Origin of the sequence: Mucilaginibacter lappiensis, assembly GCF_050433765.1 — a bacterium.
GTDB classification, from domain to species: domain Bacteria; phylum Bacteroidota; class Bacteroidia; order Sphingobacteriales; family Sphingobacteriaceae; genus Mucilaginibacter; species Mucilaginibacter lappiensis_A.
On the sequence record NZ_JBNPWP010000004.1, the window covers coordinates 240,689 to 259,352 of the forward strand.

Genomic DNA, 18,664 nt, shown 5'->3' on the forward strand with positions numbered 1-18,664 from the left:
CTTAACCTTTAAGTGGGATGCCTTAAGACATTTCTTTTTGTGTGTTTTTTATCATAAATGGGGTTTTAAGTGAATAATTGGGGCTGATTATTATTATGGTGTTATAACTATGGTTCTGTTCTCTAAGCGATAATGTATTTTTTCAATACTTAAAATATGCATCAGCTGTGAAGCATCAATGTTTTTATTCATTTGTCCGGAAAATTCTCTTTCGGGGATCTGCCCTTCATATTTTATTTCAACATCATACCAGCGGGAAAGCTGCCGCATAACCGTTTTAATATTATCGTCTTTAAAATAAAAGAAACCTTTTTTCCATGCTATGGCTTCGTCCAGGTCTACCTCCGAAACAATCAACTTGCCATTTTTTAACATAGCCTGCTCTCCTGGTTTAATTTTGCTACTTACCCCATTTGTGAGCACTTTGACACTTCCTTGCAGGAGCGTGGTTTTAGTAGCTTGTTCGTCCTGATAGGCGTTAATATTAAAATGGGTACCCAACACTTGCACCGTTTGCCCGTTTGATATTACCAGAAACGGCTTATGCTGATTATGTGCAACCTCAAAGTAAGCTTCTCCGGAAAGTTCTACTTCCCGTTTTGCGGCAGTAAAGTTTACCGGATATTTTAAAGAGGAGGCTGAGTTTAACCAAACTTTGGTTCCATCACTTAAAACAAGCTGGTATTGCCCTCCTCTTGGGGTAAGTACAGTATTAAATGCATTTGCTGATGTTGCATTACTTTTGCCATGAGCATAAGTTATTCGTCCGTCTGCATTTTTGTTAATAACAGTCCCTTTTTCACTTGCCAGGGTTCCGTTTTTTATACCGCTAAGGTTTATTAAGGTACCGTTGGATAAAATTAATGTAGCCCTGTTGCCCCCAGGTGGCAAATTATTATTTTGTTGTTTTGTAGCAGAGGTTGATACGTCAGTATTGGGCCTGTTTTCTTTTAAAAGTAAAGTCCCCGCAAATATTACTATGAGAACAGCAGCAGCAATACTTATATACCGCCAATACTTAATTTTATGTTTTGGCTCAATCTCAGCCATAACGTGATCAAGTATCTTATGCTGATTAACTTCCAATTCCAGGTCGCTAATTTGAGGGTTAGCGGTCTTTTGGGTATAATTCAAATACCAGCTTTCAACCAAAGCCTTTTCGTCTTCCGTTACATCACCATTTCGGTACCTGTTCAATAAATCTGTTGCGTCTTTTTTAGACATAATTGGCAAGGGAATGATTTCCCCTATTATGCTATATGCACTTATGGAGCGCTAAGGGAGTAGACGGTTTAGAAAAAAAATAAAAAAAACTTACTTCCCAGCTTCAACCTCAGAATTTTTAGGGAGTTGTTAACCTGTTTCCTTACCGTTAGTACGCTCAGGCCAAGCTCGTCGGCAATTTCCTGATGCGAAAGATTGGCGTTCCTGCTCATTTGGAATATGAGCCGCATTTGTGCCGGAAGCCTGGCAACTTCCGCCTCAATTATAGAAATCAGCTGCTTCAAACGTATGGTTTCGTCTGCTTCGGGTTGAATGTTGTTATCCAGGTAATCCTGGAACGATGCGATATAATCATTTTTAATTTTCAGGTGCCTGAAATTATTAATCAATTTATTCCTAATAGACACATACAGGTAAGCCGAAAGGTTTTCTTCGGGTTTTATATTTGTTCTGTTATTCCATAAATAAACAAAAACCTCCTGAAGGATATCTTTTAATGCGTCGGGGTCCGGCAAACTTTTATAGGCATGCCAGTAAAGCACTCCGTAAAACCGGTTATAAATTTCCGTGAAAGCAGCTTTATCACTATCGTTTAAGCGATATGCTAATTCTTTATCCGAATAAAGGCCATAGTCGGGCATAGAAAAATTTTAAATCATCAGGAAAAATATCAGGCAATTTGTCTTCAAATAAATTATCAATATAAATGTTGGTTTGATAATTAAAAAAAGACGTTTATAATGGTTTATAAAAATGGAAAATGTTTATGAACCAATATTTCGCGAATTTAGCATTTGATTCAGCGAAATTGGCAATAAGTCCATTTTTATTCAATTCAAAATGAAATACTTCCCAACCGTTCCTGACGTATAACGGCAATGTTTTTTGGTTCGAGCCCCGTCACCCATTTTGATTCTGAGAGCGAAATACTGTTTATTTCGTTTTTTTTACGGGAGAAAAAGCTTTTCAAATAGAAAACCATTTTTTTATTCGCTTCCTTATTGCACAGCTTGCCACAAAATCGTGTGACGGTAGTTTTGGCATCGAATGTTTTTTACAATGCTCACATTTTCTTTGAATCGTGAAGTTTGAACTCATATATTAAATTTCCAAAATCTAATCAGAATTGAACATTTAACGTATAAAAATTATGTGTTGGACATCCCTTGTTATTTCCCCTACTTGATTAGTGGTGTTCTGTGATATTTAGTACTGTTTATTATTAAATAGTCACCAACAGTCACAATGATTTTGTTGGGATTAAAAAACGAGAAACAATTGTCACTTTGAGTAACAAATAAGTACCAAAATAAAATGCTATCAGTAACAAAATATAAAAATATACCAATTGATTCAATTTGTAATTAATTGAAATACTGATATTTATAAAATAAAAAAATGGATTTTGACTTTCTGTAAGTAAATTATAATAATTTATTATCAATTACTTACATAAAATCAGCAACAATTGAGCAACAAATCAGAATATAACGAAAAATTGTTAATAACTAATTATTGGTTCTCTCTGTAATACATGAATGAAATATTCAGCGCATCCATAGTTATTGATTTTCTATTAGTAATCAACATTTGCTGAAATTACCTTGCCACTATAACCTTTCCGAAAGCGCATGATGTAATTCTTGAAATAGGTGAGCAGACTTCCACAGACTCCGGTTACCCACCACATACAACGCCTCCTTTGAACGCGTTACTGCGACATTCAATAAATTAGGCCTTGCGCCAGCCCAATTCCGCGCACCACTTTGTGGATAGGCAGATAATTATGCTGGATAAAAATTAGGATGTGATACCCTATACGGCTACCTCAATAATTAGTAATTTCTAAATAACTAAAAATCAATATGATATATAGACCGATACAAGCCTTTACCAGGGCTAAGTACCCTGATAAGGGCCTGATGCGGATTGCATCGGCATTTGACAAAATCATCGGAACTGAACACGCTTTGCAGGTGGCGATATTGATAGGTCTTGCCACTTTAACCTGCAGATACGATCTGAAATTCTCGTTACTGAGCGCGGAGAACTTAAAGCTTTTGAATTATAATTTGACATAACTGGTTGATTTGATTATATGGTTTAATGTTTATGCATCAAAGGTTTTATGTCGGTTTGGCCTACAGCTCAAAACCTACTTTTTTTGCTTTGCAAAGGGATTAAATGAGAATCCGATATTTACGTAAGGTGCGGCGTCGGCTCTGCCTTCCCAGGTATAATCTGTGAAGGAACGGTCTTTTTCGAACGTACGGGAGTAAGGGTTCAACCGCACACCGGCGCGGAGCGACAGGATGATGCTTCCCGACAAAATATGCTCATAAACCAACCCGGAGTTCACATCGATCTGGCGATACTGGTACGTTGTACCGTTTTGATCAAGGTCATTCAGGAAAAAAGTGGTTTGCGGATCCAATTCCCAACCTGCGGAAAGCCTGCCGTTTCCAAACATTTTTTTTCGTAGGTAGGCATACCGTGGTAAAAATACATCTGCCATCAGGCTCTCATTGAACTTATGCTCGTAAAGAAACGTCGGAATTACACGGATAAGTGTACTTGGATCGCTACTGTACAAAATACCGACGTTTATTTTCGTTCTGGCATTGGCTTTCAGGACAATGGAGCCGGTAAATAACCCGCGAACCCGTTCCAGTGACCGCTCACTCCAATCTACATTGACACTACCGGTGTAGATGGCGGTCTTTCCGAAAAGTTTAGAGAAATAGGTAAGGTTCAGCCCCTCTGTATGATAATGAAAATCCCTGCTGACCGGTTGTGACGTACCAGTTGTGGACGCCGGGAAATTATATTCGGCAGAAACGTACCGGTAAAAACCGTTGGCTTGCAATAGCCAGCGGCGGTTCTGCAGCAAATTAATATTGGCACTTGCACTAAATTGCGACCATTTGGTGATCTCCCCATCCGGAAGGTCCTGTCCTCTAAGGGTGGATGAGGAGTTGTAGTTGCCGTATTGTTTATAGTCTATACTGAATGGCCTGCGTTCTGCAAACTTATCAGCTGCAAATTCGGTAACTTTTTTGGCAAGGCTATCCTGGCTTTGTGCCTTGCCGATGAATGGCACTATTAAAAATGCCGTGATTACTATTAGTGCCTTCAAAAGGTTGGAAGTTTCCTTTGCTGAGCGATGGAAACGAGAAATTGAAAAATTGTGATTGAACATAATTGCGTAGTTTAATTGTATATTTTATTGTTTGTGACCGAGTTTTATCCTGATGAACATATCTATACCGCAGGTGGTCAAGCGGGCATAACGGATAGGTAATTTGACGATATCTGTCCTTTGAAGATGTATTTTGATCGAGAGATGGATGATCTGGAAAAGGTAAGTTCGCACCAGGTCGTACTTGTAGAGATACGTTGAGTCCATGCTGCCGCATATCTTATCAAAGATTGGTGCCAGTGTTAATACATCTGCCTCATCCAGTTCAATGTTTATCGGGTTCCTTTCTTTAAAAAGATCGATCCCCTCAAATTTGCACCACACTCCTTTAGTAAAAAAAGACTTGTCAAACGATATGACGTAGCCCATATCCTGATCATCCCATTCAAGATCACCCGACCTGCAGAAAACAAGAGTTGGCGGTTTAGCGAACGTAACACTCAATTTCAAACAGATGTAAAACTGCTTATCGTAAGCAAGCAACTTGCCTTTTCCACCCTGTCCAGACGGCCACCAAAAGGCTTCAAAATATTCGCTTTCCATTACTTTTTAAAAGGATGCCCCAAATAGATAATCAGCAGCGGAATCAGTAGAAAGGGGATCTCGATCAAAGCTGTTTTATAGTTCCCCCCTTCAGGGATAATGCCATGATCAGGACAATGGTCACAGCATTTATGACGCATGCGATATAATATGTTTGCGGAAAAAGTATGGCGATACCAACAGCGATACCTACAACGCTCATGACAAGTATGACCGCCCTCCCGATGCCCAGTTCTGCGGCCATCTTTGCCTGCTCGGTATTCGCGTCGATATGGAAGCCGTCCCAGCCGTGCTTTATGCTAAGTACAGCTGTTATAAGAATGAGTATGCTGCTAATTATTTTCATTGTGCCTGTTTTAGTTTTTGAATGGAGATCTGTTAGTAACCGTCTATTTTACGCGCGTCCATTTGAAGGTTTTACCCATCATGGGAACACCTTTGTAACCTCTTGTTTCAAGGTCGTTAGGGCCTTTCAGATCGCCTTTGATACTATAGGTACCTCCGGTCTCCGCGCTGTATAGAACCCCATTAATGTATTTGCCTTCATCGTAGACCAGCTCGGTGATATGTACAAGCCCCTGCATTGAGCGGCTTCTGAGTTTTTCGTTAGGGTTTTTAGTATCCTTTTTAGGTGTTTTGCCGTCAGCTTCAAACATGAATTTTGCTTGTAAAAGCTTGCCGGAATAGGTATTGCCCGTTTTAAAGATTTCTATCTTCATGGCATTGTCTGCAGAAAACCATACCCCCAGGATCTTATCTGCTGGCAGAGATTGTGCGAATGAACCGGTAACCATAAGCAATAGTATGCCGGTGAAAAAAATAATTCTTTTCATAAATAATTGTTAATGAGTAAGTAATGGGAAACTATATGCTTGATACGACCTTTTCGTACATTTTAGTCGTCTGGGAAAGTAATAATTTTGGAGCAAGCCTGCTCATAATACGCATAACCTTAGCCAGGCCGGGATAGATCTCATAGGAATCGTTTTTCATCCCCTTGATCGCCTCGTCTATCAGCTTGTCCGGAGCCATTAACATCTTTTCGTTAAATCCTTCGTCGTTTTTGAATTTATCATTCAAAGGGGTTGTGGAACCGGGAGCAACAAGCTCAAATACTTTAACATTGGTATTTTTTAACTGCACACGCAGGGATTGCGTGTAAGAGCGCAGCCCGGACTTTGAGGCGCCGTATACAGGCGCTATAGGGAAAGCCATCAGGGCGATGCCAGAGGTGACGTTCATAATGGCCGCATTGGGCTTCCGTTTAAGGTACGGCAGAAATTCCTGTACCATACGGATAGGGCCCATTAAATTGATCTCTATTTCCCTGGTAATGTCAGAAAGGTCATGATCCTCATTGAGGAAGATCTTCCGCATCTCCCCGGCATTATTGATCAGAATATTCAGATCAGGGAATTCTTCAATGACCTGATCGTACAGGCTGCTGATATCGTAAATTTTGCTTACATCACTCTGTATGATGTGGACACCAGGAAGTATCTGTTTGGTCTCTTCCAGTTTTCGGGCATTTCTTCCGGTAATGATCACGGTATTACCGAGCGCAATAAGTTTGGAGGCGAACTCGAAGCCAAACCCGCTCGTCCCGCCGGTTATTAAAATTGTGTTTTTACTTAGTTCCATCTTCGTTTGATTTGATAGAACAAAGTTGGGAAGAACGGATGAACAAGCCTTTGCAAGAATCAAAACAATGTTTGCAAAAAAGAAACCTTTATTTTAATTCCGGAAGGTTTCGCCTCGCCAGGCTATGTTATAAGGAGGATTGAATTCCTTTATAGTTGAAGTGAATTTACCTGCCGGGTGCCAAATAAAAACACTGGATGAATTAAGCTTCCCGTTAGGTGAATTTAGCAGCTCAATCCCTTCAGCTTTTTTGTGCCATTCCGGCCATTTATCAGCCTGGATGAGAATATCCCAAACCACTTGGGGTGAAGCTTTGATGTCTATTGCGTTGTGTATGAAAAAATCAGATTCAGATGGTTTATAGCCTTCTGGCCAGTTGATTTTATCGGAATAAAGTAAACTTGACTGAACTGCTTTTTTGTGTGAATAACATGAAGAAAGTAGCAATGATATACTGGCTAAGCTAACCAGTATAAATAATTTTGTTGTTTTCATTGTGTCGGATATTTGATTTTTACTTCATTAAGATTTAACACTTGCGAGATTCTTTTTGATCTTCATCATAATAGGATCAGGGACAAAACTTGACAGTTTGGAGTTAAACCAGTTTTGAAAGCCAACTACTTTTTTCCCTTTTCCCGATAAAAGATGTTTCACACCTTGCGCTGCCACTTCTTTGGGATGCATTGGCTTGGTTTTATGAAGATTTGTAGATTGCATCTTCTCGGTGGTAAAACCCGTATCTACCGTGCCGGGGTAAAGCGAATTAACAATAACACCGGTGCCGTCTAATTCGGCAGCAAGCGTTTCACTAAATGCCAGTACAAAAGCTTTGGTAGCAGAATAAACAGCAAAATATGGAAATGGCAAAAATGAAAGCAATGATCCTATGTTCATAATTCTACCGGATTTGCGGCTGACCATATCTTTTGCAAAGAGCTTGGTAAGTACTACCAAACTGGAAATATTTAATTGAATCATGCCCAGTTCTTCTTCCAATGAGGTTTCAGTAAAATTGCCATAGTTACCTACACCTGCATTATTGACCAGGTGGGTTACTAATAAATTTTCCTGTTGCACCTTTTTGTAAAGGTTTTTAGCAGCATTTACGTCAGAGAGATCAGCAACGAAATATTGAACCAGAATGCCATACCTGTTGGTTAGTTCCGCCTGCATTTGCTGTAATTTGGTTTCAGTACGGGCAACCAATATCAGGTTCAGTTTTTTTGCAGCTAATTGATTGGCCATTTCATAGCCAATACCGGACGATGCGCCGGTGAGCAATATGTATTCTTTCATGTGGATTAAAATTTATGTTAGTGATTTTTGAATTTTGTTTATGGTACATTTAAGGTTATCTCTATTTCAGGAAATCAGCATTTTGATATGCCGGGTTTGGGTACGTATAGAAACCTTCCCCTGTAGATATACCGAGCTTGTTTTTATCAATGAAGTTCTCTTTCAGGAAATCTCGTCTTTTTTCCCATACCTCCTCGCCGGTTAATTCTGCATAGGACTTAGTAACATTATAAGCGGTGGTCATTCCTACGAGATCTGCCATAGCCATAGGCCCCAAATCAGCCCCGACGGTTTTCATCCAGGTCTTATCAATAGATGCTGCATCGGCAACACCATTTCGGTATAGATCCAGGCCTGCAATTAACCAGGGCACTAAAAGCGAATTCATGACATAACCAGGCTGTTCCTTGTAGATTGGTATGGTTAGCATACCGATCGTTTTAGCAAATTGAACTACCTGATCAAAAATTTCATGATCTGTGCCGTCGTGCCCCATAATTTCAGCCACGTTATTCTTCCATAAATAATTAGCAAAGTGTAGTGCTAAAAATCGCTCCGGCCGGCCTGTTTCAGCAGCGAACTGGCTTGGCAACAGCGTAGATGAGTTGGTGCAAAAAATTGTTTTTGCAGGAGCCAGTGGGCTTAGCTTTTTATAAAAATCCTTCTTGATCTGAATACTTTCTGGAATGGCTTCGATAGTGAGATCGGCGTCTTTAACCGATCCGGCCAGATCTGTTGTGAAACTGATCCTCGTCACAGCGGCATCCAGATCAGCGGGAGCGGCATTCAAATCCTGCTGATAATATTGTTTGAACTGTTCGAACTTCAATTTTGCCTGCTCCAGCAGTTCTTCTTTGATATCGAACAAGGTAACACGATAACCGTGGTAGGCAGTTTGAAAAGCGATCTGTGCACCCAGTACACCAGACCCGAATACGGTAACGTTTTTAATTTTCATTATAAAATATTTAAAATGTGTTATTTAATCAGGTTCTTAAGGGTGATTTTAAGGGTTTTAAAATCAGCGCGTTAATTTCATTTATGAGCTCTAATTCATTTATTACAAGTCATTTTCGAGGCTCGGCGGTATCAGTTTATACATTACCGGCGTTACGATCCTCGAAAGGATAGTAGAACTGATCAGTCCGCCGATCAATACAATGGCTAAAGGCGCGATAAGCGGGTTGGGGTTAAGCGCAATGGGAAGCAAACCGCAGATGGCTGTTATAGATGTAAGCACTACCGGCAGAAAGCGGGTTTCGCCTGCCATGTTGATGGCCTCATCAATACTATGGCCTTCGAGCCGTAATTGGTTAGTAAAATCTACCAGCAACAGCGAATTTTTAACCTGTATACCTGATAAGCCGATGAATCCGATAATAGAGACAAGTGACATCGGGTTGCCTGTCATCAGTAGTAATACCACCCCGCCAAGGATACCTAAAGGAATGATCGACAATACAATAATGATCCCTTTAAAGGTCTTAAACTGCAGCAGCAGGACCCCGATAAAAAGAAAGGTGCTCAATATAATTACGGAAAGGAAGTTGCCGCCCAGTGTATCACCTTCTGACTCGGCCTCGCCGGAAAGCTTGTAATAATAGCCCTGCGGCATCTTTAATTTATTCAATTGCGGAACAACGTCTTTCAAAATGTCATTGGCCAGTACATGCTCTTTCGTAAGCGACGTAACCTTGGCGAAGCGTGATTTATTAAAATGGTTGATCGCCGTAGGCGAGGTTTCAAAGGAGATCGTAGCGATCTGGTCTACCAGCACCGGGGTGCCCTGTACATTATTGACATAAAGTTTTTTTAGCGCATTTAAATTGGAAAACTTGTCCCTGGGCATGGTGATCACTACGTTGCGTGAATCGCCCCGGTCATCAATATAATCCCCTACGGTTAACCCGGCGACTGCCAGGCGGACCACTTTGTCCACATCACTGGTCAGGACACCCAAAGTACGGGCCTTTTCTTTATCGATCTTTATTTTAACATCCGATTTATAGGTGTTGAGTTCGTTGTTGACGAAGAAAGTGCCCGGATGTTTCCTCAGGATCTCTTCCACTTTAAATGAAAGGGACCGTAAGGTATCCTGGTTCTCACCAAATACTCTGACTACAATATTCGCTTCTATAGGTGTTCCCTGTTCAAAATCTTTGATTTCGATCTTGGCATAAGGGAAGTCGCTGAACTTCTTTCGCAGTCGTTTGATCAGTTCCGTTTTTTCACCGGGACTTGCCTCTTCGCCCAATTGAACGAATACCTGGGCAAAGTCGGGCTTTACATCCTGCTGGTGCACGTTGTAATAAATCTGGGGGTTACCTTTACCCACATTCGATGTATAAAAAACAATCTCTTTATGTTTTTTCAATTCTCCCTCTACAAGTTTAGTCGCCCGGTCACTTTCCGGTATATCCGCCTGTAAGGGCATTTTGATATTGATCAGGAACATCGGTTTTTCAGAGGTGGGGAAAAGCTTAAATCCGGTTAACGTAAACAGGAAAAAAGCAAGCCCGCTTAAGGCTAATGATATCCCGATGGTGGCTTTAGGCCATTTTAAGGCAAGCGGCATAACGCGGCTGTAAGATCTGGTCAGGAATCTTTGCAGGTGCTTTAAAAAGAAGTTACCCTCGCCATGTGTATGGGTTTTTAACATCCTGCTGCCCAGGAAAGGAACAAGCGTCAAAGCTACGATCATGGATGCCAGTACGCTGGTCATGACGGCCATTGGCAGGCTACGGATAAATTCACCGGCTATATCGGGTAAGAATGCCAGCGGCAAAAACGCGATAACCAGCGTTGCGGTACAACCAACAACAGCGGCACCGATCTGTTTCGTTCCCTTAAAAATGGCATCCGTACGGGAATGCCCTTCCCTGAGCCAGCGTTCAATATTTTCGACGACGACGATACTGTCGTCCACCAGTAATCCTAACGCCACCACCAGGCCAACAATACTCAACTGGTTTAAAGAATAGCCTAACATGTTTAAGGCAATGAGTCCCAGGGCTAAGGAAAGCGGAATGGAGATCATCACGATCAGCGATGCCCTGAAGCCTAAAGGAAGAAGAGTTACTACCACCAGCACAATAGCCAGCCCAAAGTCAAAGCCAAGATGGCCTAAACGTTCGGATACCATATTGGCCTGGTCGAAGTTTTTGACCATGTGGATGTTCTCCGGCAGAGTTTTGCCAAATTCCTCCAATACAGGTAAGTATTCTTTCTGAACGCTGGTTATATTCACCTTATCTTTCATAGCTGCCGTAACCAGGATACAACGGTGCCCGTTCACCCGGGTAATATGGTCGACGATCCCATCCTTGTAGCTCACGTCTGCCACATCTTTGAGATAGATGATCTTGCCATTGGCATTGTAGATCACCGTATTGGCCACATCTTCAACGTTTTTAAATTTGCCGCTGGTTTTTACGTTAAACACCTTGCTGTCCAGATTAATACTCCCTCCGGGAATATCCGCGGCTTCGCTTTGCAAACTGCCGATGACCAAATTAAGCGGTATTTTCAATTGAGCCAGCTTATCCAGTTGCATATCGATGCGGATCTCCTGCTCGGGCATACCGAAGTATTTCACCTCTTTCAGATTGGTGATCTTTTCTAATTGCGTTTTAAGGATGTCTGCTTTATCCCGCAGCAACTTACCGGAAGCGTTATCTGACACGAGAGCAACCTGTAAAACTTTTACGTCTGATGAGGATACCTTTTCTGTTTTGATCAGGTAGATATCTTTAGGAAGTTCACTGTTTTTTAGCGCATTGATCTCCGTGGATATTTCCTGATATTTATTGTCCACGTCAACACCATATTTAAATTTTGGCTGGATAACCGCCACACCGTCCTCTACGGTTGTCAGGATCTTTTCAATGTTTTCCAGTCCATAGATTTTATTTTCGATGGGTTTTACTACCTGTTCTTCCATATCCTTGGGACTGGTACCCGGGTAAATAACCGTAATGATATATTGCGGTGCATGTGTGGTCGGGTCTTCCGAACGGGGCATGGTAAACAGCGTAAGCACGCCGACAACTGCTACCAAAAGGAATATGATCAGCGTGAACTGATAGTTCTTAACGGCAAAATTTGTGATCTTCATGGCCTTACTTGATAATTTTAATGAAAGATTGTTCGTTGAGGTAGGCGCTGTTGGAGATCACGATCTGGTCTATACCTTCCAGTTTATCCTTGAGGTACACGTTTTCGTTATCAAACTTCAAGATGGTCACCGGTACTCTTTTTACCCTGGTTGTGCCGATAGTAGTAAACACGAAACCTTTATTGCCGTCAGCTTCCACGAGAGAGGCGTATGGGATGATCATCGCGCTTTTATCCTGATGAGTGGCTATCTCCGCTTTCCCAAACATGCCAACCGCGGGTTTTACGCCGTTTAATTGCAGTTTCAGTTCTATCTGGAACGAGCCAAGTTCACGGTCAGCCGCCTGCGATTTGCGGAACACAGTGGCATCAAAGGCTTGACCGGCATAACTGTCGAGCGTTACTTTGGCGGTTTGCCCAGGCTTGATAATGGCCCATTCGCGGTCGGTCACACCGACTTTAAGTGAATAACTGTTTCGCTGTTCGGTAGAATTGGTCAGCAGCACTGGCATCCCTCCGGCAATAACCTCGCCTTCGTTTGCTATTTTCTTGCTTACAAAACCGTCAGATGCGGCATATATTTTAGAGTAGCGCTCGTTAAAGGCCGTTGCTTCACGGGCTTTTTTTGCAACATCCAAAGCTGTTTTGGTATTCTGCAGTTGCTCTAAAGTGTAAACACTGTCTTTGTAAAGGTTTACTGCGCGGCTGTAGTCACGCTGTGCCTTTTCTACACCCAAAGTGGATTGCGCCAGGCCTGCTGAAATCTCAGTAGAATTGAGTGTGGCCAGCAATTGGCCCTGTTTAAAGAACTGGCCTTCCTGTACCAGGATACGGCTGATCACACCGCCTATCTTAAAGGCATATTTGGCTTCATCCTCTGTACTGACCAGGCCTGTGGCGGTGATCTGATCGGGCACGCCTAAAACAGAGACCTTGGAAACCTTAACGGAAATAATATCCGGTTCTCCTATTGGATTTTTTTCTTTGGATTTTTCTTTGCAGGACGCAACAACGATTAAAGTGGCTGCAACAAAGCTGAGTAATTTTATTTTTTTCATGATGGTTTTTTATTGAATGGTGAAACTGGCATTGGCACGTTCGATCGCGGCATCTGCAATCCAGGTGTCGTAAAGGGCAATATTGGCGTGAAGCTGGGCATCGATCCATTGGTTCTGGGCATCCAGCAGTTCTATGTAAATGGCCATTCCCTGTTTGTATAACTTCAGCATATCACCGTAATAGGTTTGACTGGTTTTTAATTGGGATTGTGCGGCCTCGTATTGCGCAATGGCGCTTTGCATACTGGCCTGGCGAACTTTAAGTTCGGTAAGCAATTGCTGCTGTACGTAATCGGTCTGTGATGCCAGGGCATTCTGGTCGGCGATCGCCTGCTTCACCCGGTAATTGTTTTTGCCGGAAGAAAAGAGGTTCCATTGGAGAGAGACCCCAAACAGGTAGTAACGGCTGTTATTGTTGAACTTCCAGTCAAAAGCCTGCGAACCCAGATCGATAAAGGTTCCTAACTTGGGGACGATATAGGATCTGGCCAGCCCGGTCAGATTGCCGTTAATATCTTTTGCTATTCTTAGCTTGGACAATTCTTCCCTTCCGCTAACGCTGTTTCCCAGTAATTGTTCCCGGGCAGGGAGCGCCGTAATATTATCTGAACCAATACTGTCTGTAAGCGGGCGGTTAAGCAGGAAGTTAAAATAGTAACGTGCTGATTCGGCTGTTTTTTTGGCACTGATGAGCGAGGCGTTGATCCGCGACACTTCGTTTTGGCTTCGGAGCACCACTGTCCGGTTTACTTTGCTGTTTTCATACAACTTCGTATTGATCCTTTGCCCTTCATCAACCAAACGAAGGGAAGATTCGTAAATACCGGTCGCATACACGGCTTTCTGGTAATTGTAATAAGCCGTTTTGATTTCTTTGACCAGTTCACGCTTATAAAGCAACACCTCGGCCTTTTGCAGGTCTACCTGCTGCTTTTTGATCCGCTTGTTATAGATCAGTTCTGCATTCAGGATGGGAAGTGTCGTGCGGAATTTAGCATCGTAGAAATTGTCCGGGTTGAGCAGGATCTTTTGGTTTTGCAACTGCGGAAAGGCATTGCTGTTAGTCAACCGGTTTAGTGTGGCGTAAACTCCGTTAAACAGATCGCCGGTCGGGAAATCTATCGTACGCCCGCCGTCAGCTTTCGTGTAGGTGGTGGAAAAGGTAACCTCGGGCAAAAACATGCTCTTAGCTTCCTTCAGCGCGTAGATGTTTTTTTCGAGTACAAAGTTTTGTTGCTTTATACTTTCATTAGAGGCAAGGCCTTGCTGGATATACTCATCCAACCTGCCCTGAGCTTTTGCAAAGGGTGCAGCCAGTAAGGCCGATGATAAAAGCAAAAGTTGATAGAATGTTTGATTTTTAAATTTCATTTTAATCATTGTTATAATTTTAAACAGTGTTCAATATAGTTAGAAAAAAAAGCCTAGCTTTTTTCGAGCAGCGCCACAAAAGACTCATATCCGTTTTGCATCAGCTCTTCATTCGTCTTGCCGACAAAGCTTGAATTGCGGTGTTTGCAAAAAAGCGCGCAGATGCCATGAACCACCGAGATGATCAGGAAAGTAAAGTATTCCGTGTCCATATCCTTGAACTTCCCTTTTTGCTGGCATTCCTTTACCATTTCCTGCATATAACTGATCGCTTCTTCTGCGATCTGAAATCCCTCGGACAAAGAGTCTTTAACCGGTTCGTCAACAATAAACATCAGGTTATAGTAGTCCTTGTTCTCGTGGGCGAATTGAATAAAAACGCGCCCGGAAGCCTTTAAACGCTCAAATGGATCAGCTACCTTGTCTAGTACTTTTAACTGGTTCAGCAGCAGGCGGAAACCTTCTTTATGCAATTCGTGGAAAATTTCGCTTTTATCCTTAAAATAGAAATATAGCGAGCCCGGACTATAACGGATCTCCTGAGCAATACTGCGCATACTGGCCTGTTCATAACCCTTTTCTAAAAATATCTTTCGTGCACCATTAAGGATGCGTTTGTGCATTTCCTGCTTCTCTTCCAGTTTTCGTTCTGCTATGCCCATTTAGATTATGATATGATACGAATATAAGATCGCTAATGACTTGATTTAATTTAAAACCGGTACAAATTTATTGAACAGTGTTTAATAAACCAAAATAATTCAACCACCTTTTTTGAAATCTGACATTAAAAACAGAAACTGGACCGGTTTACACAAGTCTACTTGTACCTTAAAAACACGTCATTTTAAGGTGCTTATAGTTACGTTTGCCATCAGATTTGATTAAGTAAAATTGAATCAATATTTTTCTTGGCAACATAAGTGAATCGGCCTACCTGAAACTTATCTGTGCTATTTCTTTTGATTAAATTATATATCGCTGCGTCTGAGATTTTAAACTTCTCGTGTAATTCGCTCATATTGTAACAGTCGTCCATTGCGGGCATTTTGGATACCTGCTTTTTGGGAAGAGGTGCCATAAGTGTCCTCGATTGAAATAACTGCTCGATGTCCCTTTTTAGAATGATCGTTCGGCGAACAGAAAGATTATAGGCGACGAGTTTACGGGTGTTTATTAAATGATAAATAAAATTGCGTGACACCCCAAGCAAAAGCGCAGCTTTTTGAGTATCTAAAAACTCTACATTTTTAAGGGGTTGCATTGCTTGAGCGGACAAAATAACGGGCTGTAGATTTTCCGCTTCAATCTTTTCATTTCTCTGTTTTACAGCGTTAACCCGTTTATTACACAGCTTGCCACAAAATCGAGTGACAGTGGTTTTGGCATTGAATGTTTGTTTACAGTGCACACATTTTCTTTGGATCGTGAAATTTGAACTCATGTATTTTAAATTTCCACAATCTAATTGTCCACATTAACACTCACTCCAAGAAAATCATCGCAACGATATCAGTTGTTGTTTCTCCCTAAATTGTAGTGTTTTGTGGCATTTAGTATCGTTTAGTGCTATTTAGTTACCGATAGTCACAACGATTTATAAGTAACCTAAAAACGAGGAACAAAAGATAATTTGGGAACCGAAAAAGCAACGAAATTACTTTCTAATAGTAACAAAAAGTATAAATATACCGATTGGTTTTATTTATAAATACCTGATATCATGATATTTATGAAAATAAAATGATGATTTTTACTTTCTGTTTTTAATTCACAACTAATTTATTATCAATAAGTTATATCGACTACTTGCCCGATACAGAAAGTACTTAAACTATGACTATCAGTAAGTTATAAGTTTTGAGTTACAAATCAGTTACAAGAAATTTGAGTGTTTTTTGCCCCATTTTTTAACGGGATTAATGTGGATAACTTAACGCTAAGTAAGAAAACTTTAAACAAATTCCAAAGTAAAAGAAAATAAATGGGCTTGGTGTTAATCTCTCTCTTATCGTCAATTTTTTAAGATTCCCAAATTCGTGATATGTATATTGGGAATCTGTTCTCAGAGGTTGTCAACTGCAATTCCCCAAAGACTAGCAGAATTCGAATCACTTACTTAAAGGAGCAACCTAAAACTTTAACCAAACCAAAAGTATCTTAATAGGGGTTCGATCCCCCTGCAAACCGTCAAGAGATTGGCACTTACTCTTTTCATAATTGGAGTTCAAATAATTATCATCTCACTTTCAAGAGCGGTATGGTTAGAGGCATTCGCTGACATTCTATTTGTAATTAAAACGCGGTCCGAATTCTTTAGCGCATCCTCAAAAGCGTATTGAATGATAAAGCAACTGGTAGTTTTAACAGTTATTATAGCGATATACGTAGGTTTCGGCTTCCTTTATAACCTGAAAAAAGATTCAGCAGTTATGCCGTTTAGCAGAGCAAATAAGTGCTGATAAATACGGTAAGGCCATTATTAATGTTTAATTTCGGATTCTACCTCCGTTCGTCCACTTTCCCATGGACTGATGCCTGTAGCTTTTTCTGCAAAGCCCACTCAAAGCAAAAGCGTTATGAAGAATCGTCCGCCAACTTTAACTGTGCCACTGGCCCAAGACCTCCATTTTGGCGTGACTGAGCGTTCTAACAGGCTGATCAATTATTTCCTCGGCGGTTATTTTTTGCTTGGGCTTTTCCTGGCCCCCTTCTATGGCACCTGGCTGATCGCTGTTGGTGTCGGTGGACTTTCGCTTATCGCTTATTATTTGGTCAAGGTCGCTTTGCCCGACTCCTGTTGGTATCAATATGTACTGAGTGTGGTACTGGGTATTTTTATGGCGCAGTTCATCTACCAGATGCATGGGATGTTTGAAATGCACTTCTTTGCCTTTATCGGCAGCGCCCTGCTGATCACTTATCAAAACTGGAAGCTACAACTTCCTTTACTGCTGTTTGTTTTACTGCATTACACGCTGTTCAACTACCTGCAGGATATGGACATGCTCAGCCAGCCGAGTAATCTTCACTTGCAGACATTTACTGCACACATCCTGCTGACCGGTGTGATCTGTTTCATCTGTGGTTTATGTGCCTTCCAGCTAAATAAATATCACCAGATCCAGCTCATTCAAACCGAGCAAATGACCCTGCTCCAAGATGCTGCCCGACTGACCATCGTCCGCGAAAAGAATGCCGAAGCGCTCGAAGAACGAAACATGATCCTGGAAAGTATCGGCGATGCCTTCTTTGCCCTGGACAAGGACTGGGCGGTATCTTATTGGAACAGGACGGCAGAAAAGATACTGCAAAAAACGAAACAGGAAATGCTGGGCCGGAATTTATGGGACGCGTTCCCGACTGCAGTGAACTCGGTATCTTACCGCCAATACCACCAGGCAACGAACACCGGCCTGGCGGTTCATTTTGAAGACTATTTTGCCCTGCTGGATTGCTGGTACGAGGTCAGCGCCTTTCCGTCGCCGGCCGGACTATCGGTTTATTTTAAAGATATTTCGGAGCGAAAACAAAGCATCAGCGATCTGAAGGAATCCGAGCAACGCTACAGCGATGTATTCCATTTCAGCCCGCTGCCTATGTGGGTGGTGAACTTAGAATCCCTGGCATTCATGGATGTGAACGAGGCCACGATCGAACATTATGGCTACACGCGAGAAGAGTTTTTAACCATGAACCTAAGGGATATCCGTCCGGAGAGCGGAATTGCGAGTATGCAGCGCGCGCTGGACCAAGGTGACAGCGAGCCAGATGCTATCGCACACCGGCAAATGGTCCACCGGAAAAAGAACGGTGAGCTGATGAACATGGAAATCCAGCTCGCGCCTTTCCGGTTCAAAGGCGTCAAGACCAGCATCGTGATTGCCACTGATATGACCGAGCGGCTACGCTATACTAAAGCCATCGAGCAACAGAATGAAAAGCTGCTGGCCATTTCCTGGATGCAGTCGCACGTTATCCGTGCACCACTGGCCAGGATCATGGGGCTGATACCGATGTTTATTGATCCAAAGACCACCATTAAGGAAAAGCAGGACATCGGGGAATACCTGGTCTTATCCACTAACGAGATGAACAACGTGATCCAGCAGATCACCGATGCCACCGGATCGGTTCCTGAGTCCTGAACTTATCAGTTTACTTTATTTAAAAAATCCTTTTAATCCTTGTTCTTGTTATGTTCTTTGCCGCCCCT

General features: G+C 41.9%; 17 protein-coding genes. 2 read left to right on the forward strand and 15 right to left on the reverse strand.

The window, feature by feature from the left end; translation table 11 throughout:
- Positions 1–93 precede the first annotated feature (93 nt).
- Both M2273_RS14210 and M2273_RS14215 read right to left on the reverse strand, forming a co-directional pair.
- Positions 94–1,224, reverse strand: coding sequence for a FecR family protein (locus M2273_RS14210; RefSeq protein ID WP_429397891.1), 1,131 nt, complete (start codon positions 1,222–1,224; stop codon positions 94–96).
- Between the two features lie 68 nt (positions 1,225–1,292).
- The gene (locus tag M2273_RS14215) at positions 1,293–1,865 is read right to left on the reverse strand and encodes an RNA polymerase sigma-70 factor (RefSeq protein ID WP_429397893.1); all 573 of its coding nucleotides are present in this window, start codon (positions 1,863–1,865) and stop codon (positions 1,293–1,295) included.
- 1,224 nt (positions 1,866–3,089) lie between these two features.
- Here M2273_RS14215 and M2273_RS14220 point away from each other — a divergent pair.
- Positions 3,090–3,305 (forward strand): hypothetical protein, encoded by a 216-nt coding sequence (locus M2273_RS14220; RefSeq protein ID WP_429397894.1) that lies wholly within the window; start codon positions 3,090–3,092, stop codon positions 3,303–3,305.
- Positions 3,306–3,379: 74 nt separating this feature from the next.
- Here M2273_RS14220 and M2273_RS14225 read toward each other — a convergent pair whose 3' ends face one another.
- The 13 genes from M2273_RS14225 to M2273_RS14285 form a co-directional block, all read right to left on the reverse strand.
- Positions 3,380–4,423, reverse strand: coding sequence for a hypothetical protein (locus M2273_RS14225; RefSeq protein ID WP_429397896.1), 1,044 nt, complete (start codon positions 4,421–4,423; stop codon positions 3,380–3,382).
- Between the two features lie 24 nt (positions 4,424–4,447).
- Positions 4,448–4,966, reverse strand: a complete 519-nt coding sequence (locus M2273_RS14230; protein ID WP_429397898.1) for a hypothetical protein — start codon at positions 4,964–4,966, stop codon at positions 4,448–4,450.
- Between the two features lie 64 nt (positions 4,967–5,030).
- The gene (locus M2273_RS14235; protein ID WP_429397900.1) at positions 5,031–5,312 is read right to left on the reverse strand and encodes a hypothetical protein; all 282 of its coding nucleotides are present in this window, start codon (positions 5,310–5,312) and stop codon (positions 5,031–5,033) included.
- Positions 5,313–5,355: 43 nt separating this feature from the next.
- The gene (locus tag M2273_RS14240) at positions 5,356–5,799 is read right to left on the reverse strand and encodes a DUF2147 domain-containing protein (protein WP_429397902.1); all 444 of its coding nucleotides are present in this window, start codon (positions 5,797–5,799) and stop codon (positions 5,356–5,358) included.
- A gap of 31 nt (positions 5,800–5,830) precedes the next feature.
- Entirely contained in the window at positions 5,831–6,607 is a 777-nt protein-coding gene (locus M2273_RS14245; protein WP_429397904.1) for an SDR family oxidoreductase, read from the reverse strand.
- A gap of 93 nt (positions 6,608–6,700) precedes the next feature.
- Positions 6,701–7,102 carry an SRPBCC family protein gene (locus M2273_RS14250; RefSeq protein WP_429397906.1) on the reverse strand — a complete coding sequence of 134 codons (402 nt, stop codon included), beginning with the start codon at positions 7,100–7,102 and terminating at the stop codon, positions 6,701–6,703.
- A gap of 27 nt (positions 7,103–7,129) precedes the next feature.
- Entirely contained in the window at positions 7,130–7,906 is a 777-nt protein-coding gene (locus tag M2273_RS14255; RefSeq protein WP_429397908.1) for an SDR family NAD(P)-dependent oxidoreductase, read from the reverse strand.
- Positions 7,907–7,967: 61 nt separating this feature from the next.
- Positions 7,968–8,864 carry a 3-hydroxyacyl-CoA dehydrogenase gene (locus tag M2273_RS14260; protein ID WP_429397910.1) on the reverse strand — a complete coding sequence of 299 codons (897 nt, stop codon included), beginning with the start codon at positions 8,862–8,864 and terminating at the stop codon, positions 7,968–7,970.
- Between the two features lie 102 nt (positions 8,865–8,966).
- On the reverse strand, positions 8,967–12,020 hold the full coding sequence (locus M2273_RS14265; protein WP_429397912.1) for an efflux RND transporter permease subunit: 3,054 nt from the start codon (positions 12,018–12,020) through the stop codon (positions 8,967–8,969).
- Between the two features lie 4 nt (positions 12,021–12,024).
- Entirely contained in the window at positions 12,025–13,077 is a 1,053-nt protein-coding gene (locus M2273_RS14270; RefSeq protein WP_429397914.1) for an efflux RND transporter periplasmic adaptor subunit, read from the reverse strand.
- 9 nt (positions 13,078–13,086) lie between these two features.
- The gene (locus M2273_RS14275) at positions 13,087–14,448 is read right to left on the reverse strand and encodes a TolC family protein (protein WP_429397916.1); all 1,362 of its coding nucleotides are present in this window, start codon (positions 14,446–14,448) and stop codon (positions 13,087–13,089) included.
- 53 nt (positions 14,449–14,501) lie between these two features.
- Positions 14,502–15,110 carry a TetR/AcrR family transcriptional regulator gene (locus M2273_RS14280; RefSeq protein ID WP_429397918.1) on the reverse strand — a complete coding sequence of 203 codons (609 nt, stop codon included), beginning with the start codon at positions 15,108–15,110 and terminating at the stop codon, positions 14,502–14,504.
- 212 nt (positions 15,111–15,322) lie between these two features.
- On the reverse strand, positions 15,323–15,892 hold the full coding sequence (locus tag M2273_RS14285; protein ID WP_429397920.1) for a helix-turn-helix domain-containing protein: 570 nt from the start codon (positions 15,890–15,892) through the stop codon (positions 15,323–15,325).
- A gap of 1,135 nt (positions 15,893–17,027) precedes the next feature.
- On the opposite strand from M2273_RS14285, the gene M2273_RS14290 reads away from it, so the two are divergent.
- Complete coding sequence (locus tag M2273_RS14290) at positions 17,028–18,596, forward strand: PAS domain-containing protein (protein ID WP_429397922.1); 1,569 nt, start codon at positions 17,028–17,030, stop codon at positions 18,594–18,596.
- Positions 18,597–18,664: the final 68 nt, after the last annotated feature.

Excerpts from the sequence above, each read along its gene's own strand:
- M2273_RS14230 (WP_429397898.1), bottom strand. The coding sequence starts at position 4,966 with ATGGAAAGCGAATATTTTGAAGCCTTTTGGTGGCCGTCTGGACAGGGT.
- M2273_RS14250 (WP_429397906.1), bottom strand. The coding sequence starts at position 7,102 with ATGAAAACAACAAAATTATTTATACTGGTTAGCTTAGCCAGTATATCA.
- M2273_RS14275 (WP_429397916.1), bottom strand. The coding sequence starts at position 14,448 with ATGAAATTTAAAAATCAAACATTCTATCAACTTTTGCTTTTATCATCG.
- M2273_RS14220 (WP_429397894.1), top strand. The coding sequence starts at position 3,090 with ATGATATATAGACCGATACAAGCCTTTACCAGGGCTAAGTACCCTGAT.
- M2273_RS14270 (WP_429397914.1), bottom strand. The coding sequence starts at position 13,077 with ATGAAAAAAATAAAATTACTCAGCTTTGTTGCAGCCACTTTAATCGTT.
- M2273_RS14235 (WP_429397900.1), bottom strand. The coding sequence starts at position 5,312 with ATGAAAATAATTAGCAGCATACTCATTCTTATAACAGCTGTACTTAGC.
- M2273_RS14265 (WP_429397912.1), bottom strand. The coding sequence starts at position 12,020 with ATGAAGATCACAAATTTTGCCGTTAAGAACTATCAGTTCACGCTGATC.
- M2273_RS14215 (WP_429397893.1), bottom strand. The coding sequence starts at position 1,865 with ATGCCCGACTATGGCCTTTATTCGGATAAAGAATTAGCATATCGCTTA.
- M2273_RS14225 (WP_429397896.1), bottom strand. The coding sequence starts at position 4,423 with ATGTTCAATCACAATTTTTCAATTTCTCGTTTCCATCGCTCAGCAAAG.
- M2273_RS14260 (WP_429397910.1), bottom strand. The coding sequence starts at position 8,864 with ATGAAAATTAAAAACGTTACCGTATTCGGGTCTGGTGTACTGGGTGCA.
- M2273_RS14210 (WP_429397891.1), bottom strand. The coding sequence starts at position 1,224 with ATGTCTAAAAAAGACGCAACAGATTTATTGAACAGGTACCGAAATGGT.
- M2273_RS14245 (WP_429397904.1), bottom strand. The coding sequence starts at position 6,607 with ATGGAACTAAGTAAAAACACAATTTTAATAACCGGCGGGACGAGCGGG.
- M2273_RS14255 (WP_429397908.1), bottom strand. The coding sequence starts at position 7,906 with ATGAAAGAATACATATTGCTCACCGGCGCATCGTCCGGTATTGGCTAT.
- M2273_RS14280 (WP_429397918.1), bottom strand. The coding sequence starts at position 15,110 with ATGGGCATAGCAGAACGAAAACTGGAAGAGAAGCAGGAAATGCACAAA.
- M2273_RS14285 (WP_429397920.1), bottom strand. The coding sequence starts at position 15,892 with ATGAGTTCAAATTTCACGATCCAAAGAAAATGTGTGCACTGTAAACAA.
- M2273_RS14240 (WP_429397902.1), bottom strand. The coding sequence starts at position 5,799 with ATGAAAAGAATTATTTTTTTCACCGGCATACTATTGCTTATGGTTACC.
- M2273_RS14290 (WP_429397922.1), top strand. The coding sequence starts at position 17,028 with ATGAAGAATCGTCCGCCAACTTTAACTGTGCCACTGGCCCAAGACCTC.